Here is a 23,612-nt window from a genome sequence, read left to right on the forward strand (position 1 = left end):
GCAGTGATGCGTAAATACCTGACCGGGTTATGGGCATGCATGCGTTCTGGAGAAGAATTTAATACGGCCAAGCTTTTTAGCGAAAAACATCTCGCGAAAGCTTGACCGTGAACAGAGTATCTACAGGGACTTTTGCAGGCCTCAGACCGGGTCGAGCAGTTCGTGTTGGGGCTGGCCGTCGACGCGGCAGATGACTCGGTTGCGGCCGGTGGTCTTGGCTTCGTAGAGCGCCTGGTCGGCATCGTTGAGCCACAGGGTGGCGTCGGTGTGGGCCGGGTTGAACGCCGCCAGGCCAATGCTCAGGCTGACTTTAAGCGCCGGGTCCTGCTCGTAGCCCAGGGTGGCGAAGCGATCACGCAAAGCGTCCATGGCAGCCGCCGCGCTATTGAGGGGCAAGTCAGGGAGGAGCACGCAGAATTCGTCACCGCCATAGCGCCCCGCCACATCAGTCGCCCGCAGGTTCTGCTTGAGCATTTGGCTCAGCTGCCGCAGCACGATGTCCCCGGCGACGTGGCCGTAGGTGTCATTGATTATTTTGAAATGGTCGATGTCGATCAACGCAATCGCCCCGCCCTGCTGCTGGCGTTGGCAGCGCTGGAATTCAACTTCGAGCTGATCTTTCCAGGCGCCATGGTTCAGCAGGCCGGTGAGGCTGTCGGTTCGGCTCAGGGCCAGCAGTTCGCGTTTGTGCCGGCCAAGGGTGGTGGCCTGGCGAAAGCAGATCCAGCCCAGTGCCAGTGGATACAAAATCAGCAGCGGTAAGCAGGCATACAGTTGCAACGCACTGGTTTGCGCGAAGAAGACCGGTGTAAAAATCAGCAGGCCGACACCGATCCCGAGAATCTGTGCGACCGTGCCCACCAGCAGGAAACGCAAACCGCCAATGGCCACGTTGTTCATGGCCATCATGGACAGCGTCGCCGCGCTCGGCAGCGGATTGAACTGCATGGCGGCGACCCAGAAGCCGCCGAGAAAAGCGTCGACCAGGATGTTGCGGTGTTCGGCGTGAAAGGGCACCTCCGCCCGACGCGCCCATTGATAGGCAACGTGCGGCCAGAGAACGCCATTGAACACCATGACCACCCAGACCCACGGCGCCGGGTTGAGTGGATACATCGCCGCGCCTACGCACAACAACCCCAGGGCCAGCCCCAGGGTTCGCGATGTATAAAGCCTCCTGGCCAGTGAAAGTCCTTTTCCTCCCGTTTTTCCCATAGAGACCTCTGCGCCACAGAACGGAACCTGACACCACAAGGGTTGCGGGTGTGCTGGGAGTCTATCAGGGCAACGTTAAATAGCCATCATCGGCGGGCAGCCTGAAGACAATGCGGTCTGTAGGAGCGAAGCTTGCTCGCGAAGAACGATGACGCGGTTCTAGCTGATATACCGCAGCGCCCCATTCGCGAGCAAGTCGGATCGCCGCACCGTTCGCTCCTACGGGTTATGTGGGTAATGTTTGGGCTATACATGAAGGAAGGGTTGGATAAACAACGATAAACAAGGAGGCCCATGCAAACCTTTCAAGTGTTGATCATCGGCAGCGGTTTTGGCGGTCAGTGCGCGGCGATCAATTTGCTCAAGGCAGGCATCGACGATTTTCGCCTGCTGGAACGACGGGACTTTTTTGGCGGCACCTGGTGCCAGAACACCTACCCCGGCGCGGCCGTCGATGTGCCCTCGCCGCTCTACTCACTGTCCTTCGCCCCTTACCGCTGGACGCAAATGTTCGCCGAACAGGCTGAGCTGCACCACTACACCCAGTACGTGGTGGAGCACTTCGGCCTGCGGGACAAGGTCGAACTGGAGGCCAATGTCGAGCGCATCGAGTGGGACGCCGACGGGCAACGCTGGGCGGTGCACACCGGCGCCAAAGGCACGTTTCACGCGCAATTCCTGATCAACGCGACGGGGCCGTTGAGCCAACCCGTCGTCCCACACTTTGAAGGCCAGGAGCGCTTTCAGGGCAAGACTTTTCACACAAACAACTGGGATCACGCCTTCGACTATCACCACAAACGCGTCGCCATCGTCGGCAGCGGCGCCAGTGCCGCGCAGGTCATTCCGGCCATTGCCCCCGACGTCGAACACCTGCATGTGTTCCAGCGCACGCCGCACTGGGTATTGCCACGCGCCGACCGCACCTTCGGACCTTTCCAGCGTTGGCTGCTGGGCCTCAAACCGGCATACAAACTGCTGCGCTGGATGCTTTACTGGCAGTTCGAAACCCGGGTGATTGCCTTCAAATACTCGAAACCGGCCATCCACATGGTCCAGCAACACGCCCTGCGCTTCCTCAAACGCCAAGTGCCCGACCCTGAATTACGCCGCAAACTGACACCGGACTTCACCATCGGCTGCAAGCGAGTGATTGTCTCAAGCACCCTTTACCCGGCGCTCGGCCGCAGCAATGTGACGCTGCACAGCCGCGAACAGGGCATCGCCTCCATTGACGAAACCGGCATCGTCACCCTGGACGGTCAGCACATCGACCTGGACCTGATCGTCTGGTCCACCGGGTACGACGCCACCGACGGGGTGATCTCCTACCCGGTCACCGGCAAAAACGGCACCCGACTCAAAGACGTCTGGGCGCAGTACCCGCGGGCTTATCTGGGCACCAGCCTGCCGGACTTTCCCAACCTGTTTATCATCACCGGACCCAATACCGGCATCGGCCACACCTCGGCGCTGTTCATCATCGAATCACAAATGAACTACATCCTCGACTGCATCCGCACGCTGAAAGAACACGGTTTGCGCAGCATCGAAGTACGCCCCGAGGCAGAACGTACCTACACTGAGATGATCCACCGCGAAATGGAGCGCACCGTGTGGAAGTCCGGGGGCTGTCATAGTTGGTACCAAAGCAAGAGCGGTCATGTGATCGCGATGTTTCCGGGGTTCAGTTTCAGCTATCACCGGTTGACCCGGGCACTGAAACCCGCCGACCACATTTTGTCCTGATCACGTAAAAGGAAGATGCCTGATGCTTGTGTTGGTTGTCCTTATCGCGGTTTTTGTAGCCTGGAGCTGGCTGAGTTACCCGGCCATCGGTTACTGGCTCTATGACCTGAGTATGGCCATGGAAGCCAAGCTGTATCGGCTGCACAAGATCGTCGTACCGATCACGGAAATGACCGTCTCGACCTGGCAAGGCGGGCCGTACGAAGCGTCCAGCAGTGTGCTGATGCTGCACGGCTTCAGTGCCGACAGGAACGTCTGGCTGCGCTTCGCACGACACTTTGTCGGCAACTATCGGGTGATCATCCCTGACATCGCCGGCCATGGCGAAACCGGGTTCAAGGCCGGTGGCGGCTACGATATTCCTCTGCAGGCCAAGCGGATGATCCAGCTGCTGGACGTCTGCGGGGTCGAGAAAGTCCATGTGATCGGCAACTCAATGGGCGGCTACATCGCGGCGTGGCTGGCGGCGAATTACCCGGACCGGATTGCCTCCGTCGCCCTGATCGATCCGGCCGGTGTCACGTCTCCCGAGCCCAGCGACCTGGAGCGACATTTGGCCAAGGGGCACAACCCGTTTTTGATTCATTCACGGGAGGAGTTCCAGCGCTTCTACGCCATGACCATGGCTGAGCCGCCGTGGGTGCCCGGCGTGGTGCTGGACGCGATTGCGCAGCGTTATGAACAGACTCGCGATGAGCTGGAAGAAATCTTCAACGACTTCCGTGCCAGCCCGCCAATGGAGCCCAAACTGCCCGACATCAAGTGCCCGGCGCTGTTGCTGTGGGGGCACAAAGACCGCCTGATCGACGTCAGCAGCGTGGCGGTGTGGAGTAAAGGCATCGCTGATTTGCGCGTGGATATCTGGGACCACAGTGGCCATATGCCGATGGTCGAGCAGCCGGCCAATACCGCGCGGTTGTATCGGGAATTCCTCGGTTCGCTGCGCTCGGAAAGCCGTTCTCACCTGTAATCCCTTACCAATCCTGTAGGAGCGAGGCTTGCCCGCGAAGGGGCCTTTGAAGGCGCCAAAAGCTTCGCGGGCAAGCCTCGCTCCTACAAGGGCTGTGGGTAACCAATAGTGCGAGCAGTCCTTGGCAGAATGAAGTTCGTCAGAAACTTCGTTTGTCGGCGTTGCAGAAGGCTGCGATCTTTTCCCGCATCCTTTACGTCATCCGCGCCAGGAATTTTTTTCATGAGCCACCCAAGCTTCGTTAGCCCTGACCTGATCCGCCAACGCTTCTCCAAAGCGATGTCCGACATGTACCGCGAAGAAGTGCCGCTGTACGGCGCGCTGATGACGTTGGTGGAGCAGACCAACCGTCACGTGCTGGACAGCGATCCGCAGGTGTCCCGCCAGCTGAACAGCACCGGCGAAATCGAGCGGCTGGACCTGGAGCGTCACGGCGCGATCCGCGTCGGCACCCCTGACGAACTGGCCACCCTCGCCCGACTGTTCGCGGTGATGGGCATGCACCCCGTCGGCTATTACGACCTGACCCCGGCCGGCGTTCCGGTGCATTCCACCGCGTTCCGCGCCGTGCACGAAGTCGCCTTGCAAGTCAGCCCGTTCCGGGTGTTCACCTCACTGCTGCGCCTGGAACTGATCGAAGACCTGGAACTGCGAGCCTTCGCCCAGTCGGTGCTGGATAAGCGCCAGATCTTCACCCCGACAGCGCTTGCACTGATTGAGCGCGCCGAAACCGAGGGCGGTCTGACCGAACAAGAGGCCCAGGACTTCGTCGAACAGGCGCTGGAAACCTTTCGCTGGCACCACAGCGCCACGGTCACTGCTGAGCAGTACCAGAAACTCAGCGCACAGCATCGACTGATCGCCGACGTGGTCGCGTTCAAGGGCCCGCACATCAATCACCTGACGCCGCGCACCCTGGACATCGACATCGTCCAGGCACAAATGCCCGCCCACGGCATCACGCCCAAAGCCGTCATCGAAGGCCCGCCCCGCCGCCAGTGCCCGATCCTGCTGCGCCAGACCAGTTTCAAGGCGCTGGACGAGCCGATCACCTTCACCGATCAAGCCGAGACGCGCGGCAGCCACAGCGCACGCTTCGGTGAAATCGAACAGCGCGGTGCGGCGCTCACGCCAAAAGGTCGGGCGCTTTATGACCGTTTGCTCAACGCTGCCCGCGATGAGTTGAAGGATTTCCCCAACGAGGCCAATGCCGCACGTTACAACGCGTTGATGGCGCAGCACTTTAGCGAATTCCCTGACACGTACGAAGGCATGCGCCAACAGGAACTGGCGTACTTTCGCTACTTCGTCACGGAGAAAGGCCTGGTGGCCGATGAGCTGAAATCATTGCCGCTGGAAGAATTGCTCAGCGGCGGCTATTTGCGGGTTGAACCGTTGGTGTATGAAGATTTTCTGCCGGTCAGTGCGGCGGGGATTTTCCAGTCGAACCTTGGGGATGCGACGCAGGTAAATTATGGCGTGCATTCGAACCAGCAAGCGTTTGAACAGGCGCTGGGGCGCTCGACCATTGATGAATTGGGACTGTATGCCGAGACGCAGCGACGCTCGATCGAGCAGTGTTTTTCGGCGTTGAACATTCGCTAGTCACCACCGAACTGTAGGAGCATGGCTTGCCAGCGAAGGCGTCTTCAAAACCGCCTTCGCCGGCAAGCCGTGCTCCTACAAAGTCCTGCGTTTACTTGAGTTTCGCCAACAACGCCTCAGCCGCAGCCTCGGACGATGCGGGATTCTGCCCGGTGATCAGCAAGCCATCGGTGAGCACATAACTCGCCCAATCCGCGCCCTTGGAATACTCGCCGCCCTTCTCCTTCAGCATGTCCTCCACCAGAAACGGCACGACATTCGTCAGTTGCACCGCCTCTTCCTCAGTGTTGGTAAAGCCTGTCACGCGCTTGCCTTTGACCAGTGGCCGGCCATCCGCCCCCTTGACGTCACGCAACACACCCGGCGCGTGGCAGACTGCTGCGACCGGTTTTCCTGCCTTGATAAACGCTTCGATCAATGAAATCGAATAGCTGTCTTCGGCCAGGTCCCACAGCGGACCATGACCGCCGGGATAAAACACGGCGTCGTAATCATCGGGCCTTACGGTGCTCAACACAGCGGTGGACGCCAGCGCTGACTGGGCCGCAGAGTCTTTGCGAAAGCGCTCGGTGGCAGCGGTTTGTGCGTCCGGCTCGTCGCTTTTCGGGTCCAGCGGCGGCTGGCCACCCTTGGGCGAGACCAGGGTCAGCTGAGCACCGGCATCCTTGAAGGCGAAGTACGGTGCCGCGAATTCTTCCAGCCAGAAGCCGGTTTTCTTACCCGTGTTACCCAATTGACCGTGGGACGTTAAAACCATCAGGATTTTCATGTCGTGCTCACTCCACTTCGGGGTTGTTCGGACGCTCGACGGCGCTGTTTTTATGGACCACTCGGCCAGCCGATTCGTTGCACCGGATGCCGGGCGCCTTTGAGTGATGGCGCAAAGCCTTGATGCGCAAGAAGTTGCGCACTACTCGTGCCAAAAGCCCCTCAAGGATCGCTGATCGCCCGGCCTGTCAGGCCTTCCAGCCGAGTGCGCAAGTTCTTGCGCAATGCTGTGCAAGAACTTGCGCACATTCAGGCGGCAGCGCTTTTAGAAATCTCCAGCGACCACTCAAAAAAGCCTCAACCCCTTGATTTATATGACCCGAATCGATTCTGGCACGGACCTTGATAACAGTCAGGCACCCACCGGGCGATACCGCCTCCCGGGCACCCTCACTTTATTCAGCAAGGAGCACATCCATGGCTACTCCAGCGTACATGTCCGTCACTGGCGAAAAACAAGGTCTGATCACTGCCGGCGCATTCACCGCCGACTCGGTTGGCAACACTTATCAAGAAGGTCACGAAGACCAGGTCATGGTTCAGGCTTTCAGCCACGACGTGATCATCCCGCGTGACCCACAGTCCGGCCAGCCAACCGGTCAGCGCGTTCACAAGCCAGTCGTGATCACCAAGGTCTACGACAAGGCTTCGCCACTGCTGCAAGCTGCTCTGACCTCCGGCGAGCGCATGAGCGAGATCGTTATCCAGTGGTACCGCACTTCGGCTCAAGGTACCCAAGAGCACTACTACACCACCAAACTGGAAGACGCGATCATCGTCGCCATCAACAACAAAATGCACAACTGCCAGGATCCGTCGAACTCCCACTTCACTCACCTGGAAGAAGTGCAATTCACCTACCGCAAAATCACCTGGACCCACGAAGTATCCGGTACTTCGGGTTCCGATGACTGGCGTCAGCCGGTCGCCTGAGTCAGGCCGACCGTCTAAAGCATCGGCCAGCTCTGCTGGTCGATGTTGTTTTCGCCCTTCCAGAATTTTGCGTCTGCTGATTCCTTTCTCCGGTATTGGCCAACGCCGCAGCACTGCACGAGGAACAAGGGATGTTCGCGCCGGCCAATCAGACTCACTTTGCCCTGACTATCGAAGGTCTGGACAACGATCTCCAGGTTTTTTCCCTGCAAGGTCGGGAAGCCATCAGCCAGCCTTTTGTGTTTGAGGTGGAGCTGGTCAGTGAACAGCCGTCCCTGGACCTCGAAACCCTGCTGCACAAACCGGCCTTCTTGCAGCTCTCGCCTGACGGCAGCGGCATCCATGGCCAGATCTATCGCGCCGCCCAAGGTGATTCCGGCAAACGCCTGACCCGCTACGCGGTGACCCTGCGCCCGCAACTGTCCTACCTCGCGCACCGCATCAACCAACGCATCTTCCAGAACCTCAGCGTGCCGAAAATCATCGGCATGGTCCTCGAAGAGCACGGTATCCAAAGCAACGCCTATGAATTCAAAGTCGGGGCGATCTATCCCGAGCGCATTTACTGCGTTCAGTACGATGAATCGGACCTACAATTCATCCAGCGCCTGTGCGAGGAAGAAGGTATCCATTACCACTTCCAGCACAGCGCCACGGCGCACAAGCTGGTGTTCGGCGATGACCAGACGGTGTTCCCGAAACTCGCACCCGTGGCCTATCAGCAAGACTCCGGCATGGTCGCCAACGACCCGGTGATCAAGCGCTTCGACCTGCGCCTGGAAACCCGTACCAGCCGCACCACCCGCCGCGACTACGACTTCGAGAAACCGCGCATCACCCTCGAAAGCGAAAACCGCGGCGACGCCCTGCCCGACCTCGAAGACTACGACTACCCCGGTCGTTTCATCGACCGCGAGCGCGGCAAACATCTGGCCAAGCGCAACCTGGAACGTCACCGCAGCGACTTTCAATTAGCCGAAGGCAAAAGCGATCAGCCGTTGCTGGTCAGTGGCCACTTCCTGGCCCTGACCCAACACCCGAAAGCCAAATGGAACGACCTGTGGTTGCTGACCGAAGTCCTGCACGAAGGCAAACAGCCGCAAGTGCTGGAAGAGTCGGTGACCAGCGACACCACCAGCCTCAAGGGCGATTTTCACCAGGGTTATCGCAACCGCTTCCAGGCCACCCCGTGGGACGTGCCGAACCGTCCGCCGCTGACGCAAAAGAAGCCGCGCATCCTCGGCAGCCAAAGCGCCGTGGTCACCGGGCCCAAGGGTGAAGAGATCCACTGCGACCAGTACGGCCGCGTCAAAGTGCAATTCCACTGGGACCGCGAAGGCCAGGCCGATGACAAGACCAGCTGCTGGCTGCGCGTCTCCTCCGCCTGGGCCGGCGCCCACTACGGCGGCATCGCCATCCCGCGGATCGGCATGGAAGTGCTCGTCACCTTCCTCGAAGGCGACCCCGACCAACCGCTGATCAGCGGCTGCCTGTACCACAAGGAAAACGTCGTCCCGTACCCCCTGCCGGCGAACAAAACCCGCAGCACCCTCAAAACCCTCAGCTCCAAGGGCGGTGGCGGCTTCAACGAACTGCGCATCGAAGACAAAAAAGGCCAGGAACAAATCTTCCTGCACGCCCAGCGCGACTGGGACGAAAACGTCGAACACGACCAGAAAATCCGCGTAGGCAACGAACGCCACGACACCGTCGAGAAAAACAGCTACAGCGAATTCAAGGCCGAAGAACACCACACCGTCTACGCCGACCGCAAAGTCGAGGCCCGCGCCAACGACCACCTGACCGTGGGCGTGAACCAGCACATCAAGATCGGCACCGGGCAGTTCATCGACGCAGGCCAGGAAATCCACCTGAGCAGCGGCATGAAAGTCGTGCTCGAAGCCGGCAGTGAACTGACCCTGATCGGTGGCGGCAGCTTCATCAAAATCGATGCCGGCGGCGTGACCCTGAGCGGGCCGGTGATCAACATGAACTCCGGCGGTGGGCCGGGTAGCGGGACTGGCGCTGCGCCGTTGTTGCCTGGTGTGCTGAAACAGGCGGATGCGGATAAGGCTGGTGCGGTGCTGACGCCGGCTCAAGTGAACACCCTCAAACGTAACGCGCCATTCTGTGAGGAATGCGAGAAATGCAAGGCAGGTGCTTGTGCGATCTGATCTTTTGACTCCGCAGGCGTGGCTTGCTGACAAACCGTTGCAGGCAGGTGAGCGTCTCTACATGATCATCAGCGCCGCCAGCGATGCGGAGGCGCTCAAGACGCTTTATCAGAATGAACCAATGACCCAAGCGACCCCGATCTGGGGCGGAACGCCCTATGCAGGTTGGCAACAGGTCATGCCCTACCTCGTCGAGTTGAAACCCAACTCCGGTTTTCTGCAGTGGATTGCCGAAACGGATGCGCTGGACTGGGGTTGGCTGGCGGTTTCAACCACTTCGCCGGAGGTGGTGTTCGAACACCTTCGCAGCTTGACCCAAGTGCGTATGCCCGATGGGACCGAGGTGTTTTTCAGGTTTTGGGATGGGCGGCATATCTATCCGATTCTTGAGGGATTGGGTGATGCGGCGGGTGAAGTGCTGCCGGTGTTCGATCGGTATTTGATTAATGGCAAGCGTCTGGAGGTTGGGCCGAGGGTTGTGCCGCCAGCGAAGGATTGGCCGTGGTGGGAAGTGCCCAAGACGTTGCTCAATGGCTTGGCCAGGAAAAACCCGTCGACCCTGATTGGCAACCTGATGCAATGGCTGGAAGAGGAACGTCCAGACATCTACGCCGCTTACCCCGAGAGCAACCTGACGCTGAAAATCGCACGTTTCGTGCGTCGCCCGGATGCTCCGAAAAACCTGAATGAAGCACTGTTAAACCACCTGATTCTGGAGCAAGGCTGATGGATCGCGTTGCCTACGTTGACAACCAACTGAGTACGTTCAAGGACAGTCTGAAGCTGTACCAGGAACAAACCAAAACCTGGTACGCGAAGGTCGCCGATAAAGGCAGCCGCGCCGCAGATCTGCCCTCCTTGCTCAGCATGGAACGAGTAATAAAGGTTGGCAACACCAGTAAATTGGTCAGCATGACCGACGGCGACTTCTCTTCAAACGTGGCTCAGTGTCCCCTCAAAGGCCCGTTGCTGATCGAGAGCAAATTCGAATCGGTCTATGACATTCCGCTGGGCGATATCGAAGTCGAAATCCTTGCGGTGGAAGGCGGCGCGATCAGCAAGGTCAAACTGGATGCTCAAGGCAAAGCCGCCTGGACCGGCGGTGTGCCCGGCAAGTTCTACAAGATCCGCGTTCACAATGAAGTGACACCGGCACAGATTGATACGCTGTTCAGCTCCTATGGCGGCCTTACCGCGGACCTGGAAGGTTTCCTGCGCAAGGAGTGGGCTGGTTTCAAACCGCAATGGTCGAACATGTCGGCTTCCGGTACGGCCATGGCCATCGGCAACGGCATCCTTGAAGGCGGCTGGGAAGCGATCAAAGGCGTCTGGGACGGCATCAGCCTGGTGCTCGATATCCTGCAAGACCCTAGCAAGTTTGCGAAAGACCTCGGTGCTGGCACCCAGAAACTGATCGATCTTGCCAAACAAACGCCCGACGTCATGAAAAAAGCCATGTTGCTGGCCAGCGACGAGGCAGCCCTGTTCCTGATGGTACGCAGTGCCGTTATCTGGCTGGCGGGCCTGCCACCGATGAAGATGGCCGGCGACGTCGCGAAAATGACCACAGCCGCGGTCGTTGGAATCGCCATCGACATCGTCATTTCGATCGTACTGACCATTGCGGCTGAAGGTACTGGCGTCATCTACCTTGCCGCACGGTTGAAGAAGTACGGTGAAATCATCATCAAGGCGGTGACCGGCTTTGTGGAGTCGGTGTTCAAGATCATCAAAGGCTTCATGGAATACGTCACGAAATACACGGCGGTTGCGGCACGTGGTGTGACGGCGCAGATGAAGAAGGGCTTGGCCGAGTTGCGTTTTGACGGGAAGCGCGTAACGACGGTAGAGACACCTGAAGCCCGTCATAACGCACCTGCACAGTCCAAGACTCCGGACGAAAAAAGTGCAACATGCGCTAAAAACACATGCACCAATGGTTGCCCCGTTTCGATGGTTACAGGTGAGGAGCTACTGACGCTGACAGATGGCGAACTCGGCGGTATTTCGCCTTTTAGCTGGACTCGCCTCTATCGCACCAGTGCCGCGGAAATCGATTGCGGCCTTGGTTATGGGTGGAGTCACGCGCTGGCACAACGGGTCGATGTCACCGAAGATCAAGTAATCTGGACTGACCATGAGAACCGCATTACCACCTTTCCATTGCCGAGTGGGCAGCGTCCGGCGATTACCAACAGCCTGTCCGAAGCAGCCATTTTCATCGGCGACGACCCTTCCGAACTGGTCCTCACCCAAGCCGGTGAACGCTCCCAGTTCTATCATTTCCGTTACAGCAGCACCGGCGCAACGCTGATTGCCATAAGCGATAAGTACGACAACCGTCTACATATCACCCGTGATATCCATGGGCGAATCAAGCGTGTCGACAACGGTGCCGGTCGCGCCCTCCTCGTGCGTTATGACCGCAAGCACATCGTCGCCATCGACTATCAGCAATTCAGCCCGGCGGACAATCTAGAGGATGCCTGGAGCACCGTTCAGACCCTGGTCACCTATGGCTATGACGCCCAGCATCGTTTGATCGAAGCCCGAAACGCAGCCGGCGAAGCAGAACGCTACGCTTATAACGATCAAAACGTCATTCTTGAGCGCCAACTGGCCGGTGGCGCGAGTTTCTACTGGGAATGGGAAAAGGAAGGTAAGTCGGCACGCTGCATCCATCACTGGGCGAGCTTCTCGCAGATAGACGCGCATTACGCCTGGGATGACAAGGGCAGTGTCACCGTTACCAATGCCGACGGCAGCGAAGAAATTTATACTCACGACGAGCAAGCTCGACTGATTGCCAAAATTGATCCGGATGGCGCTGAAAATCTCAAGGCGTACGACGATGAAGGTCGGTTGATCGCTGAGCAAGATGCCCTGGGTGCAATCACTGAACACCGTTACAACGAGGCCGGTCGTTTGGTGGCAGTTGTTCCACCAGAGGATGAACCGACTGGTTATGAATACAGCAATGGATTCGTTAGCAAAGTCAGTCGTGGTTCAACGACCTGGAAATATAAGCGCAACGACCAGGGCGACATTACTCAACAGATTGACCCGGATGGCAACGCCACCCTTTACAGCTACGATCGCCAGGGCCGTCTGCTGGAAATCCGCCACCCTGATGGCAGCCGCCATCAACTGGGTTGGAACAACCTCGGTCAACTGCTGGAAGAAAGCCTACCCGACGGCGGGCAACGTAAATACCGCTACGACGCCTTGGGCCGGCAGATCACCCGTCAGGAAGAAACCGGCGCGATCACCCACTACCAATGGGACGCCGCCAACCGCCTTGCACAAATCACGCTGCCCGGTGGTGCAACTCGCGCATTCACCTACAACGCCTACGGAAAAGTCACCGCCGAACGCGATGAACTCGGCCGCTTCACCCGCTACGAATACGCCGATGGCCTGCACCTGGTCAGCCGCCGCCTCAATCCGGATGGCAGCCAGTTGCGCTACCGCTACGACAACTCGCGCCTGTTGCTGACCGAGATCGAAAACGAGCGTGGCGAGCACTACCACCTCGACTATTTCCCTAACGGCCTGATCCAGCAGGAAACCGGTTTCGACGGACGTCGCACCGCCTACGAGTACGATCTCAACGGCCAATTGCTGAAGAAAACCGAATTCGGTGACGACAGTAGCGAACTGGTCACAGAGTACCAACGCGATGCTGCGGGCCGCTTGCTGGTCAAAACCCTGGCCGATGGCGAGGAAATCCACTACAGCTACGACGCCCTTGGCCGTCTGGTAAACGTCGACGACGGCCACTGGCCGCTCGCCTACGAATATGACCTGCAAGATCGCTTGATCACCGAACACCAAGGTTGGGGCACCACGCGTTACGAGTACGACAAACTCGGCCAACTGAGCCACTGCCGCCTCCCCGATGGCAGCAAACTCGATTACCGCCACCAATCCGGCGGCCGACTGAACAGCATCGACCTCAACGGCTCGCGCCTGACCACGCACCAATTCAGCGCCGGTCGCGAACTGCAGCGCCAACAAGGCCTGTTGCTGAGCCAATACCAGTACGACGAACAAGGCCGGTTGCAGGCGCACAGCGTCAGCCAGCAGGAACGCAACCTGTTCCGCCGTCGCTACGCCTACGACGCCAATGGCAACCTTGCCGGCATCGACGACAGCCGCAAAGGCAATCGCAGCTATCACTACGATCCGCTCGACCGACTGATCAACGTCCGTGGCAGCACGCCGGAAAGCTTCGCCCACGATCCGGCCGGCAACTTGCTGGGCCAAGGCGACCAAGTCAGTGCGAACCTTGCCAACGTCAAAGGCAACCGCCTGTTGATGCAGGGCGACCGCCACTACGACTACGACGCCTACGGCAACCTGACCCGCGAACGTCGCGGCACCGGGCAAAAACTTGTCACCGAATACCGATACGACTGCCAGCACCGCTTGATCGGCGCCAGCCTGCCAGGTGGCAGCGTCGCGACCTACAAGTACGACGCCTTCGGCCGCCGCATCCAAAAAACCGTCGACGGCAGCACCATCGAATTTTTGTGGCAAGGCGAACGCCTGATCGCCGAAAGTGCCGATGACCGTTATCGCACTTACATCTATGAGCCGGGCGGCTTCCGGCCACTGGCAATGCTCGACGGTGAAGGCCCGCTGAAAGCCACGCCGTATTACTACCAACTCGACCACCTTGGTACGCCGCAAGAACTGACCGATTACAGCGGTGAGATCATGTGGTCGGCCAAATACCGGGCGTACGGCAACCTTGCTGCGTTGGATGTCTCTGAAATCGACAACCCGCTGCGCTTTCAGGGGCAGTACTTCGATGCGGAGACAGGCTTACATTACAACCGGCATCGCTACTACAATCCGGGGACCGGGCGGTTTCTGACGCCAGATCCGATCAAGCTTGCGGGTGGATTGAACAGCTACCAGTACGTGCCTAACCCTACGGGATGGGTGGATCCTTTGGGGTTGAGTGGGGAATGTCCAGGAGGAGACGCCTGTAAACCTCCAACTGGCGCTGAAAATCCAACAAGCAAGGCTAAAGTAAATCAAGGGGAACCACCTGTTCCTGCACCCGCAGGCAATACAGAAAAAACGGTCCGAGTCCGTCACTACACCAACAGAAAAGGCTCAACGGGAATTGAGAACGATGGCGTAATCAGTGCCCAAGACAACAACAGAGTTTATGTAGAACCTGCCAGCAAAAAAGCTCTTAACCAACTCACAGCCGAAGAAAAATATCAAATAGGAAGAGGACGAGGACGCGACTATATAGAGACGGATGTACCTGAATCACAGCTGGAATGGGTTAAAAACCCAAGATATGGAACGATGGAACTCACGATCAAGGGAAACCTAAAACTAGAAAACCCGACATTTACAAGGAGAAAATAATGCTAGACAAAAACAAAAAAATCACGATACCCGGTGAGTCCGCACTCGAAGCATTAGCAGAGATAGAATTCATCTTAATATCCCTGCATAAAATGGGGAGCTATTATAGTGATAAACCTGTTGCAGACTACCAACGCGCGACAACAGACTTTATCGATAACGAAAAAATTACACAAAAACTTGCTAAAGTACGACGAATACTAAGCGAGAGCTTTGATAACACGCTTGGCGAAGATGATATGGATGACATAGAAAGACACATGGAAAACATTAAATTCTGGAAACCCTAATCAGAAATGATCAAAAGGAGAGAAATAGTTTTTTTGACAGAAAAAAATCTTTCTCCCTTAGTTATTTAGCCAGCGACCTGCGTACGGGTGAAAAAAATAATCGATTGGATTGAAGCTGGTATACCAGTAGGGTGCCGAGGAAAGATAAATTCTGACAATGACATCCTCTGGATTTCATCGGCGGTACAAAAGCACGAAGAAAAAATATAAAACATATTTAAGCGAAATATGACTCAAAGATTGCTATAACCCTATACCCCCGGGAACAGCACCATGAATTTCAAGTCGGCAGGTGAGGCTATTAACCCGCATGAAGTTGGCTATAGAAGCCTCGGCTTTGGAGAGAATCCAAGAATTGAAACCACGCATTATGAATTAATTATAAACACCAAAGAACTGACCGATATCTTTTTCAAAAAGGCAGACTCCTTTATTCATCAATGCAAAATCGATGATATCCAGCAAGGCTTTGCGGACATTAAGGATCTACAAGATTTAAATTACGCAAATTTTAAGTATTTAACTGAACACAACCCAAACTTAGCATCTGAGCTTTTAAAGGACTACCTATACTTCGATTTACTAGACTCATTATTTCCAAACTCCAAAAACTTAAAAGTAGCAATCAACGATATAAAAGATATCATTATCAAAGATGGAAACATTATTATTTCAGGCGAGACATTCCCCTTTGCAAAGCCGTGAACATGGCACGATAGAAATTAAACTACACGTCGCTTATCAAACAATCGAAGAAACTTCCGTGTTGAGATCGACAGCCAAACCAATAGATGATACTTGCTGTAAGAGGGGGCTCACCTCATGAACGAAAATGACAAATTAAAACAATGCGAGCCTTGGGTATTGAGCGTTTTGAAAAACCCTCTAAGCAGACCGCATCTAAAAATGGCGAAATAAACTCATTTTCACGACAGAAGATAAATACCGCTCAGGTTATTCTCAATTTATGCTCTGTAGGTACTACATACGGAGTTCAAAATTTGATTTCCGATCTCCCACATTGGTCAACTGATGGACATTAAACACGCGCTGTTCATCGTTCTGACTATTTTTTCAGTGTCAGCATCTGCCCAAAACATCGGGTTTGGATTCGTTAAAAATAATCCAGACGGACAAACTTATTTATATTCAACCCAAAACATTTCAAGCACAGAAGTCATTTCAGTCCAGTTCCCTAAAGACAAGGGATCTGTTGCTTGCTGCAAGTTAACAAAAACAACTGGGGAAAAGCAGCAGCCGGGTGATGCAATGGACCTGCTCAACGAATCCGACATACACATCTATGGGCTAGACATTCAATACAAAGAGCCTTTCGTCGGCATAGCGGTAGTGGGTAAAAATGCAACCGAAAACGGCGTCTCGGCCGTTGAGGTCAAGGATCAAGCTACAACTATCAGCACCTGCTTGAGCCAGGAAGGCGTTCATCTCTTCTCAAGAAAAAACGGGAACTTGAACGGTCACCTGTATTTGAGCCTCGGATACGATGTAGAGCCATCCTCTAATTCTTGCGAAACGGAAAATCTTGAGTCCGTACCTACGGACGTCTCCAGCTACATCAAAAACAGAGACAACTGTGATTCTCTGCGCGGAGATATTCCAGAGCCGGCCCCTGCCGACCCGAAACATCTCGATAGTGTCACCAGCGATATCAATAAATATTGCAAGGGTACAGACCACCAGCTGAAGCAGTTGAAAGAAAAATACTCTGGAAACGAAAGCGTTGAGAAGTTGCTCTCGACTTACGAAGAAAACATTGAAGCTGACATGAGTTTTTAGATTCACTCATCAAGGACGGCTGTTGTGACATCTGAAAACATTTCCCCACAGGTCTGGTTATCCGAAAGCCCGCTGCAAACGGGTGAACGCCTTTACCTGATCGTCAGCGCCGCCAGTGATGCTGATGCGCTCAAGACGCTTTATCAGAACGACCCGACGACCCAAGCGACTCCTATCTGGGGCGGAACTCCCTACGCGAGTTGGCAACAGGTCATGCCCTACCTCATCGAGTTGAAACCCAACTCCGGGTTCCTGCGGTGGATTGCCGAAACGGATGCACAGGATTGGGGTTGGCTGGCGGTTTCGACCAGCTCGCCCGACGTGGTGTTCGAGCACCTCCGTAGCCTGACCCAAGTGCGTATGCCCGATGGTACTGAGGTGTTTTTCAGATTCTGGGATGGGCGGCATATTTTCCCGATTCTGGAAGGACTCGGTAATACGGCGGGTGAAGTACTGCCGGTGTTCGATCGGTATTTGATTAATGGCAAGCGCCTGGAGGTTGGGCCGCGAGTTGTCCCGACGGCGAAGGATTGGCCTTGGTGGGAGGTGCCTGAAGCATTGCTCGATGGCCTGGCAAAGAACAACCCGTCGACCCTGGTTGGCAACCTGATGCAATGGCTGGAAGAAGAACGTCCAGATATCTACGCCGCTTACCCTGAGAGCAACCTGAAGCTAAAAATCGCACGTTTCGTGCGCCGGCCCGATGCTCCAAAAAACCTCAATGAAGCACTGTTAAACCACCTGATTCTGGAGCAAGGCTGATGGATCGCGTTGCCTACGTTGACAACCAACTGAGTACGTTCAAGGACAGTCTGAAGCTGTACCAGGAACAAACCAAAACCTGGTACGCGAAGGTGGCCGATAAAGGCAGCCGCGCAGCAGACCTGCCCTCCCTGCTCGGCATGGAACGAGTGATAAAGGTTGGCAACACCAGCAAATCGGTCAGCATGACCGACGGCGACTTCTCCTCAAACGTGGCTCAGTGCCCCCTCAAAGGCCCGTTGCTGATCGAGAGTAAGTTCGAATCGGTCTATGACATTCCGCTGGGCGATATCGAAGTCGAAATCGTTGCGGTGGAAGGCGGCGCGATCAGCAAGGTCAAACTGGATGCTCAAGGCAAAGCCGCCTGGACAGGGGGGGTGCCCGGCAAGTTCTACAAGATCCGCGTTCACAACGAAGTGACACCAGCGCAGATCGATACCCTGTTTAGCTCCTACGGTGGACTGACCGCGGATCTGGAAGGTTTCCTGCGCAAGGAATGGGCCGGTTTCAAACCGCAATGGTCCAACGTGTCCGCCTCCGGCACCGCAATGGCCGTCGGTAACGGCATTCTTGAGGGCGGCTGGGAAGCGATCAAAGGCGTCTGGGACGGCATCAGCCTGGTGCTCGATATCCTGCAAGACCCGAGCAAGTTTGCGAAGGATCTCGGTGCTGGCACCCAAAAGCTGATCGACCTCGCGAAGCAAACACCCGACGTCATGAAAAAGGCTATGTTGCTGGCCAGTGACGAGGCCGCCCTGTTCCTGATGGTGCGCAGTGCCGTTATCTGGCTCGCGGGCCTGCCACCCATGAAGATGGCCGGCGACGTCGCCAAAATGACCACGGCGGCGGTCGTTGGCATCGCCATCGACATCGTCATTTCGATCGTACTGACCATCGCGGCTGAAGGTACTGGCGTCATCTACCTCGCTGCACGGTTGAAGAAGTACGGCGAAATCATTATCAAGGCGGTGACCGGCTTTGTGGAGTCGGTGTTCAAGATCATCAAAGGATTCATGGAATATGTCACCAAGTACACGGCGGTTGCGGCTCGTGGTGTGACGGCGCAGATGAAGAAGGGCCTGGCCGAGTTGCGTTTTGACGGGAAGAAAAACGCGAAACTGGGCAAGGGCAAAGCTGGCGATGATGTCTCCAGACAGGCGACGACACCTGCCGACAAAAGTGCTGAGCCCGCCGCCAAAACCTGCACCGACAAGTGCCCCGTTTCGATGGTCACCGGTGAAGAGTTGTTGACGCTGAGCGATGGCCAACTCGACGGCCTGCTGCCCTTTGAGTGGACGCGCCTGTACCGAACCAGCGCCGTGGAAATCGATTGTGGTCTGGGTTACGGCTGGAGCCATGCGCTGGCACACCGCGTCGAAATCAACGGTGACGAGGTGATCTGGACCGACCACGAAAACCGTGCGACACCATTTCCGCTGCCGAGCCAACAACGCCCTGCCATCACCAACAGCCTGTCGCGTGCAGCGATTTTTATAGGTGACGATCCATCGGAACTGGTACTGGCGCAGGCGGGCAACCGTCCTTCGTTCTACCACTTCCGCTTCAACAGCAAAGGCGCAACCCTGATCGCCATCAGCGACAGCTATGGCAACCGCTTGCATATCACCCGTGACATCCACGGACGGATCAAGCGTCTGGACAACGGTGCCGGTCGCGCCCTCCTCCTGCGTTATGACCGCAAGCACATCGTCGCCGTCGATTATCAGCAATTCCTTCCCGCCGACAATCTGGAAGACGCCTGGAACACCGTCCAGACGCTGGTCACGTACAGCTATGACGCACAGCATCGCCTGATCGAAGCGAAGAATGCTGCCGGTGAAGCCGAGCGATATCGCTACGACGATCAACACGTGATTCTTGAACGCCAACTGGCGGGTGGCGCGAGTTTCTTCTGGGAATGGGAGAACGAAGGCAAGCTGGCTCGTTGCATCCATCACTGGGCGAGTTTCTCGCAGATGGAAGCGCATTACGCCTGGGATGATAAAGGTAGCGTGACCGTTACCAACGCCGATGGCAGCGAAGAGGTCTACACCCACGACGATAAAGCGCGATTGATCAGCAAGGTCGATCCCGACGGCGCTGAACACCTCAAGGCCTATGACGAAAAAGGCCAGTTGATTGCAGAAAAAGATCCACTGGGCGCCGTGACCGAATACCGTTACGACGAAGACGGCCTGATGACGGCTGTCATTCCCCCAGAAGATGAACCCGTTACTTACGAATACAGCAATGGATTCGTCAGCGATGTTCATCGCGGCAAAGCCACGTGGAAGTATCAACGCAACAACCAGGGCGACATCACTCAACAGATCGACCCGGATGGCAACGCCACCCTTTACAACTACGATCGCCTGGGCCGTCTGCTGGAAATCCGGCACCCTGATGGCAGCCGCCATCAACTGGGTTGGAACAACCTCGGTCAACTGCTGGAAGAAAGCCTACCCGACGGCGGGCAACGTAAATACCGCTACGACGCCTTGGGCCGGCAGATCACCCGTCAAGAAGAAACCGGCGCGATCACCCACTACCAATGGGACGCCGCCAACCGCCTTGCACAAATCACGCTGCCCGGTGGTGCAACTCGCGCATTCACCTACAACGCCTACGGAAAAGTCACCGCCGAACGCGATGAGCTCGGCCGCATCACCCGCTATGAATACGCTGATGGCCTGCACCTGGTCAGCCGCCGCCTCAACCCGGATGGCAGCCAGTTGCGCTACCGCTACGACAACTCGCGCCTGTTGCTGACCGAGATCGAAAACGAACGTGGCGAGCAATACCACCTCGACTATTTCCCTAACGGCCTGATCCAGCAGGAAACCGGTTTTGATGGTCGCCGCACCGCCTACGAGTACGACCTCAACGGCCAGTTGCTGAAAAAAACCGAATTCGGTGACGACGGCAGCGAACTGATTACCGAGTACCAACGCGATGCCGCCGGCCGCTTGCTGGTAAAAACCCTGGCCGATGGCGAAGAAATTCACTACAGCTACGACGCACTGGGTCGTCTGGTAAACGTCGACGACGGCCACTGGCCGCTCGCCTACGAATATGACTTGCAAGATCGCCTGATCATCGAGCACCAAGGTTGGGGCACGCTGCGTTACGAGTACGACAAACTCGGTCAACTCAGCCACTGCCGCCTGCCCGACGGCAGCAAACTCGACTACCGCCACCAATCCGGCGGCCGACTGAACAGCATCGACCTCAACAGCTCGCGCCTAACCACTCACCAGTTCAGCGCCGGTCTTGAACTACAGCGCCAACAAGGCCTGTTGTTGAGCCAATACCAATACGACGAACAAGGCCGCTTGCAGGCGCACACCGTCAGCCAGCAAGAACGCAACCTGTTCCGCCGTCGCTACGCCTACGATGCCAATGGCAACCTCGCCGGCATCGACGACAGCCGTAAAGGCAATCGCAGCTACCATTACGACCCGCTCGACCGCCTGATCAACGTCCGCGGCAGCACCCCGGAAAGCTTCGCCCACGACCCTGCCGGCAACTTGCTGGGCCAAGGCGACCAAGTCAGTGCGAACCTGGCCAACGTCAAAGGCAACCGCCTGCTGATGCAGGGTGACCGTCACTACGACTACGACGCCTACGGCAACCTGACCCGCGAACGTCGCGGCACCGGGCAAAAACTTGTCACCGAGTACCGATACGACTGCCAGCACCGCTTGATCGGCGCCAGCCTTCCGGGTGGCAGCGTCGCCAGCTACAAGTACGACGCCTTCGGCCGCCGTATCGAAAAAACCGTCGACGGCAGCACCACCGAATTCCTGTGGCAAGGCGAACGCCTCATCGCCGAAAGTGCCGATGACCGTTATCGCACTTACATCTATGAGCCGGGCGGCTTCCGGCCACTGGCAATGCTCGACGGTGAAGGCCCGCTGAAAGCCACGCCGTATTACTACCAACTCGACCACCTCGGCACGCCACAAGAACTGACCGATTACAGCGGCGAGATCATGTGGTCGGCCAAGTACCGCGCCTACGGGAACCTTGCCGCCCTCGACGTGGCTGAAATCGACAATCCGTTGCGGTTTCAGGGGCAGTACTTCGATGCGGAGACAGGCTTACATTACAACCGGCATCGCTACTACAATCCGGGGACCGGGCGGTTTCTGACGCCGGATCCGATCAAGCTTGCGGGTGGGTTGAACAACTACCAGTACGTGCCTAACCCTACGGGGTGGGTGGATCCGTTGGGGTTGAACGCAAATTGCCCGGGAAGCAAGGACAAGCCGCTTACTGGTAAACAAAGTGAACCTACACCGCCCGAAGTGTCTCGTAGCGGTGCGTTCAAACAAGCGAAGTCCGAAGCTGGAATCCCAAGAACCCAGCAACCTGACGCTGTTTACGACGCCACTACCGGAAAAACACGTCAATACAAGTATGTGAGAATGACAGACAAAACCGGCGAAAGTATTCTCAACAACGAAGGAAAACCGATACTGACACGAGAGTACCAATACACGCGCGCTGACGGGTCAAAGGTGATAATTCAAGACCACTCCGCCGGTCATCAGTACAATGAAACCGGAAATATGGGCGACCAGACTGCGCATCTTAATTTAAGGCCGATCGAAAACACCAGAACCGGAAAAGTTCCAGGTGCGAAAGATCACTACTACTTTAAGGATTGAGAATGAAATTCTGGAACGACCTCGACGGAAGCACTTTTTTTAACCAGGTATTCACAACCTCCATAGACATTAACACAATCGAACTTTTCACATTAAGTATCGACAATAGCAGACCCACCATAATCATGGAATTTGATATTTTCGAACTTCCTGACAGGCCTCCTACAAAATGGAAAATATCGGAATTTAATACGTGCCGCATCGGCTTGAACTGTGGTGGAATCAGCGACCTAAAAATATTTAACATACCCACAAAAGAAAAATTAAATATATCCATAACTAAAAAAGAAGACCTCTTCACAGTTCACGCATCAAATAGAGAATCGCTCATAGAGTTCACAACAAAATTTCCACTACTTTGCGGCCCCTCAGTGTACTTGAACGACAACAACTCTGAAGCCACCTAAACAAACAAAAAAAGCAAAAAATGGGGACAAAAACGGGGACGGATTTATTTTCTCTGAAAATAAATCCGTCCCGAATGGCACTTACTTAGCAGCTAACCAATTGAGCTGAAAGCAAAAAATGAAGAAGGGCTGGTCTTGGTCTACGGTGATAGTTGCGAACACACCCCGATAAACCAAGGACACAGCCCCAATGAATCGTAGACGTGAAATTCTCCAGCATCAACAGCAACGTTTTCATCGACACGCTTCGAACTGTGATGCCTATGCGTTTTTCAATCTGCTCACCGCTCCTGAACTGTTGCAGCGAGTCGAGTCTGCACTACCAGAATATCGGGAGCGCCTGTTTCCGCCGACTGAAACGCTGTCTATGTTTCTGGCTCAAGCGATGAGTGCCGACCGTTCCTGCCAGAACGCCGTCAACGATTTGTCCATCAAACGGTCTTGTGGCGGCATGAAGCCCAATAGCACTCGCACGGGCGCCTACTGCAAAGCCAGAAAGCGCCTGCCTGTGGAAATGGTTTCCACGCTAGTCAGGCACACCGGTGCTTCGATTAGTGATAACGCACCCTCGTCGTGGAGCTGGATGGGACGGCCTGTACGCCTGGTGGACGGTACGACGGTCAGCATGCCCGATACTGCGGCCAATCAGGGTGCCTATCCGCAGTCACGCAGTCACGCAGTCACGCAGTCACGCAGTCAGAAGGTGGGGGTTGGTTTTCCGCTGTGTCGAGTGGTCGGCATCGTTTGCCTCTCCAGTGGCGCCGTTTTAGATGCCGCCCTTGGACGTTTCCGAGGCAAGGGCGGCGATGAACAGACGCTGCTCAGATCAATGCTCGACACGTTGAAAACAGGCGACATTTTGTTGGGCGATGCTTACTACGCGA

The 23,612-nt window shown here is 56.2% G+C and carries 16 protein-coding genes; 14 read left to right on the forward strand and 2 right to left on the reverse strand.

The genetic code is table 11. The features are described from left to right. Positions 1 to 141: 141 nt before the first annotated feature. Positions 142 to 1,215: a diguanylate cyclase gene (locus EYC95_RS28740; protein WP_131063332.1), complete on the reverse strand. Its 1,074-nt coding sequence runs from the start codon at positions 1,213 to 1,215 to the stop codon at positions 142 to 144. Between the two features lie 294 nt (positions 1,216 to 1,509). Here EYC95_RS28740 and EYC95_RS28745 point away from each other — a divergent pair, with 294 nt between their 5' ends. The 3 genes from EYC95_RS28745 to EYC95_RS28755 all read left to right on the forward strand — a co-directional run bounded on the left by EYC95_RS28745 (position 1,510) and on the right by EYC95_RS28755 (position 5,539). Then, entirely contained in the window at positions 1,510 to 2,964 is a 1,455-nt protein-coding gene (locus tag EYC95_RS28745) for an NAD(P)/FAD-dependent oxidoreductase (protein ID WP_131063333.1), read from the forward strand. A gap of 22 nt (positions 2,965 to 2,986) precedes the next feature. Further along, on the forward strand, positions 2,987 to 3,934 hold the full coding sequence (locus tag EYC95_RS28750) for an alpha/beta fold hydrolase (RefSeq protein WP_131063334.1): 948 nt from the start codon (positions 2,987 to 2,989) through the stop codon (positions 3,932 to 3,934). Between the two features lie 222 nt (positions 3,935 to 4,156). Beyond that, entirely contained in the window at positions 4,157 to 5,539 is a 1,383-nt protein-coding gene (locus EYC95_RS28755) for a VOC family protein (RefSeq protein WP_131063335.1), read from the forward strand. Between the two features lie 91 nt (positions 5,540 to 5,630). Here the strand turns inward: EYC95_RS28755 and EYC95_RS28760 are convergent, their stop codons facing one another. Beyond that, positions 5,631 to 6,308: a type 1 glutamine amidotransferase domain-containing protein gene (locus EYC95_RS28760; protein ID WP_131063336.1), complete on the reverse strand. Its 678-nt coding sequence runs from the start codon at positions 6,306 to 6,308 to the stop codon at positions 5,631 to 5,633. Between the two features lie 416 nt (positions 6,309 to 6,724). On the opposite strand from EYC95_RS28760, the gene EYC95_RS28765 reads away from it, so the two are divergent. The 11 genes from EYC95_RS28765 to EYC95_RS28815 all read left to right on the forward strand — a co-directional run. Then, entirely contained in the window at positions 6,725 to 7,240 is a 516-nt protein-coding gene (locus tag EYC95_RS28765) for an Hcp family type VI secretion system effector (protein ID WP_054051032.1), read from the forward strand. A 131-nt stretch (positions 7,241 to 7,371) separates the two neighbouring features. Continuing rightward, positions 7,372 to 9,414, forward strand: a complete 2,043-nt coding sequence (gene tssI / locus EYC95_RS28770; protein ID WP_131063337.1) for a type VI secretion system tip protein VgrG — start codon at positions 7,372 to 7,374, stop codon at positions 9,412 to 9,414. Beyond that, entirely contained in the window at positions 9,404 to 10,141 is a 738-nt protein-coding gene (locus EYC95_RS28775; protein WP_131063338.1) for a DUF4123 domain-containing protein, read from the forward strand. The genes tssI and EYC95_RS28775 overlap by 11 nt, the downstream gene beginning before the upstream one ends. Further along, positions 10,141 to 14,802: an RHS repeat-associated core domain-containing protein gene (locus tag EYC95_RS28780; RefSeq protein WP_131063339.1), complete on the forward strand. Its 4,662-nt coding sequence runs from the start codon at positions 10,141 to 10,143 to the stop codon at positions 14,800 to 14,802. Before EYC95_RS28775 ends, EYC95_RS28780 begins: the two co-directional genes overlap by 1 nt. Beyond that, a complete protein-coding gene (locus EYC95_RS28785) occupies positions 14,802 to 15,092 on the forward strand; it encodes a hypothetical protein (RefSeq protein WP_131063340.1) in 291 nt (96 codons plus the stop codon). Before EYC95_RS28780 ends, EYC95_RS28785 begins: the two co-directional genes overlap by 1 nt. 273 nt (positions 15,093 to 15,365) lie before the next feature. Continuing rightward, positions 15,366 to 15,797 (forward strand): hypothetical protein, encoded by a 432-nt coding sequence (locus EYC95_RS28790; protein WP_131063341.1) that lies wholly within the window; start codon positions 15,366 to 15,368, stop codon positions 15,795 to 15,797. Positions 15,798 to 16,124: 327 nt separating this feature from the next. Beyond that, a complete protein-coding gene (locus tag EYC95_RS30800; RefSeq protein WP_256657016.1) occupies positions 16,125 to 16,889 on the forward strand; it encodes a hypothetical protein in 765 nt (254 codons plus the stop codon). A 24-nt stretch (positions 16,890 to 16,913) separates the two neighbouring features. Then, positions 16,914 to 17,651 (forward strand): DUF4123 domain-containing protein, encoded by a 738-nt coding sequence (locus tag EYC95_RS28800; protein WP_131063342.1) that lies wholly within the window; start codon positions 16,914 to 16,916, stop codon positions 17,649 to 17,651. Next, on the forward strand, positions 17,651 to 22,321 hold the full coding sequence (locus tag EYC95_RS28805; protein ID WP_131063343.1) for an RHS repeat-associated core domain-containing protein: 4,671 nt from the start codon (positions 17,651 to 17,653) through the stop codon (positions 22,319 to 22,321). Before EYC95_RS28800 ends, EYC95_RS28805 begins: the two co-directional genes overlap by 1 nt. A 2-nt stretch (positions 22,322 to 22,323) precedes the next feature. Beyond that, a complete protein-coding gene (locus EYC95_RS28810) occupies positions 22,324 to 22,728 on the forward strand; it encodes an Imm50 family immunity protein (RefSeq protein WP_131063344.1) in 405 nt (134 codons plus the stop codon). A 190-nt stretch (positions 22,729 to 22,918) separates the two neighbouring features. Next, positions 22,919 to 23,612: IS4 family transposase (locus EYC95_RS28815; protein WP_131063345.1), on the forward strand; the 694-nt coding region annotated here is incomplete at its 3' end.

Source organism: Pseudomonas sp. BGI-2, from assembly GCF_004310295.1.
Lineage (GTDB): Bacteria > Pseudomonadota > Gammaproteobacteria > Pseudomonadales > Pseudomonadaceae > Aquipseudomonas.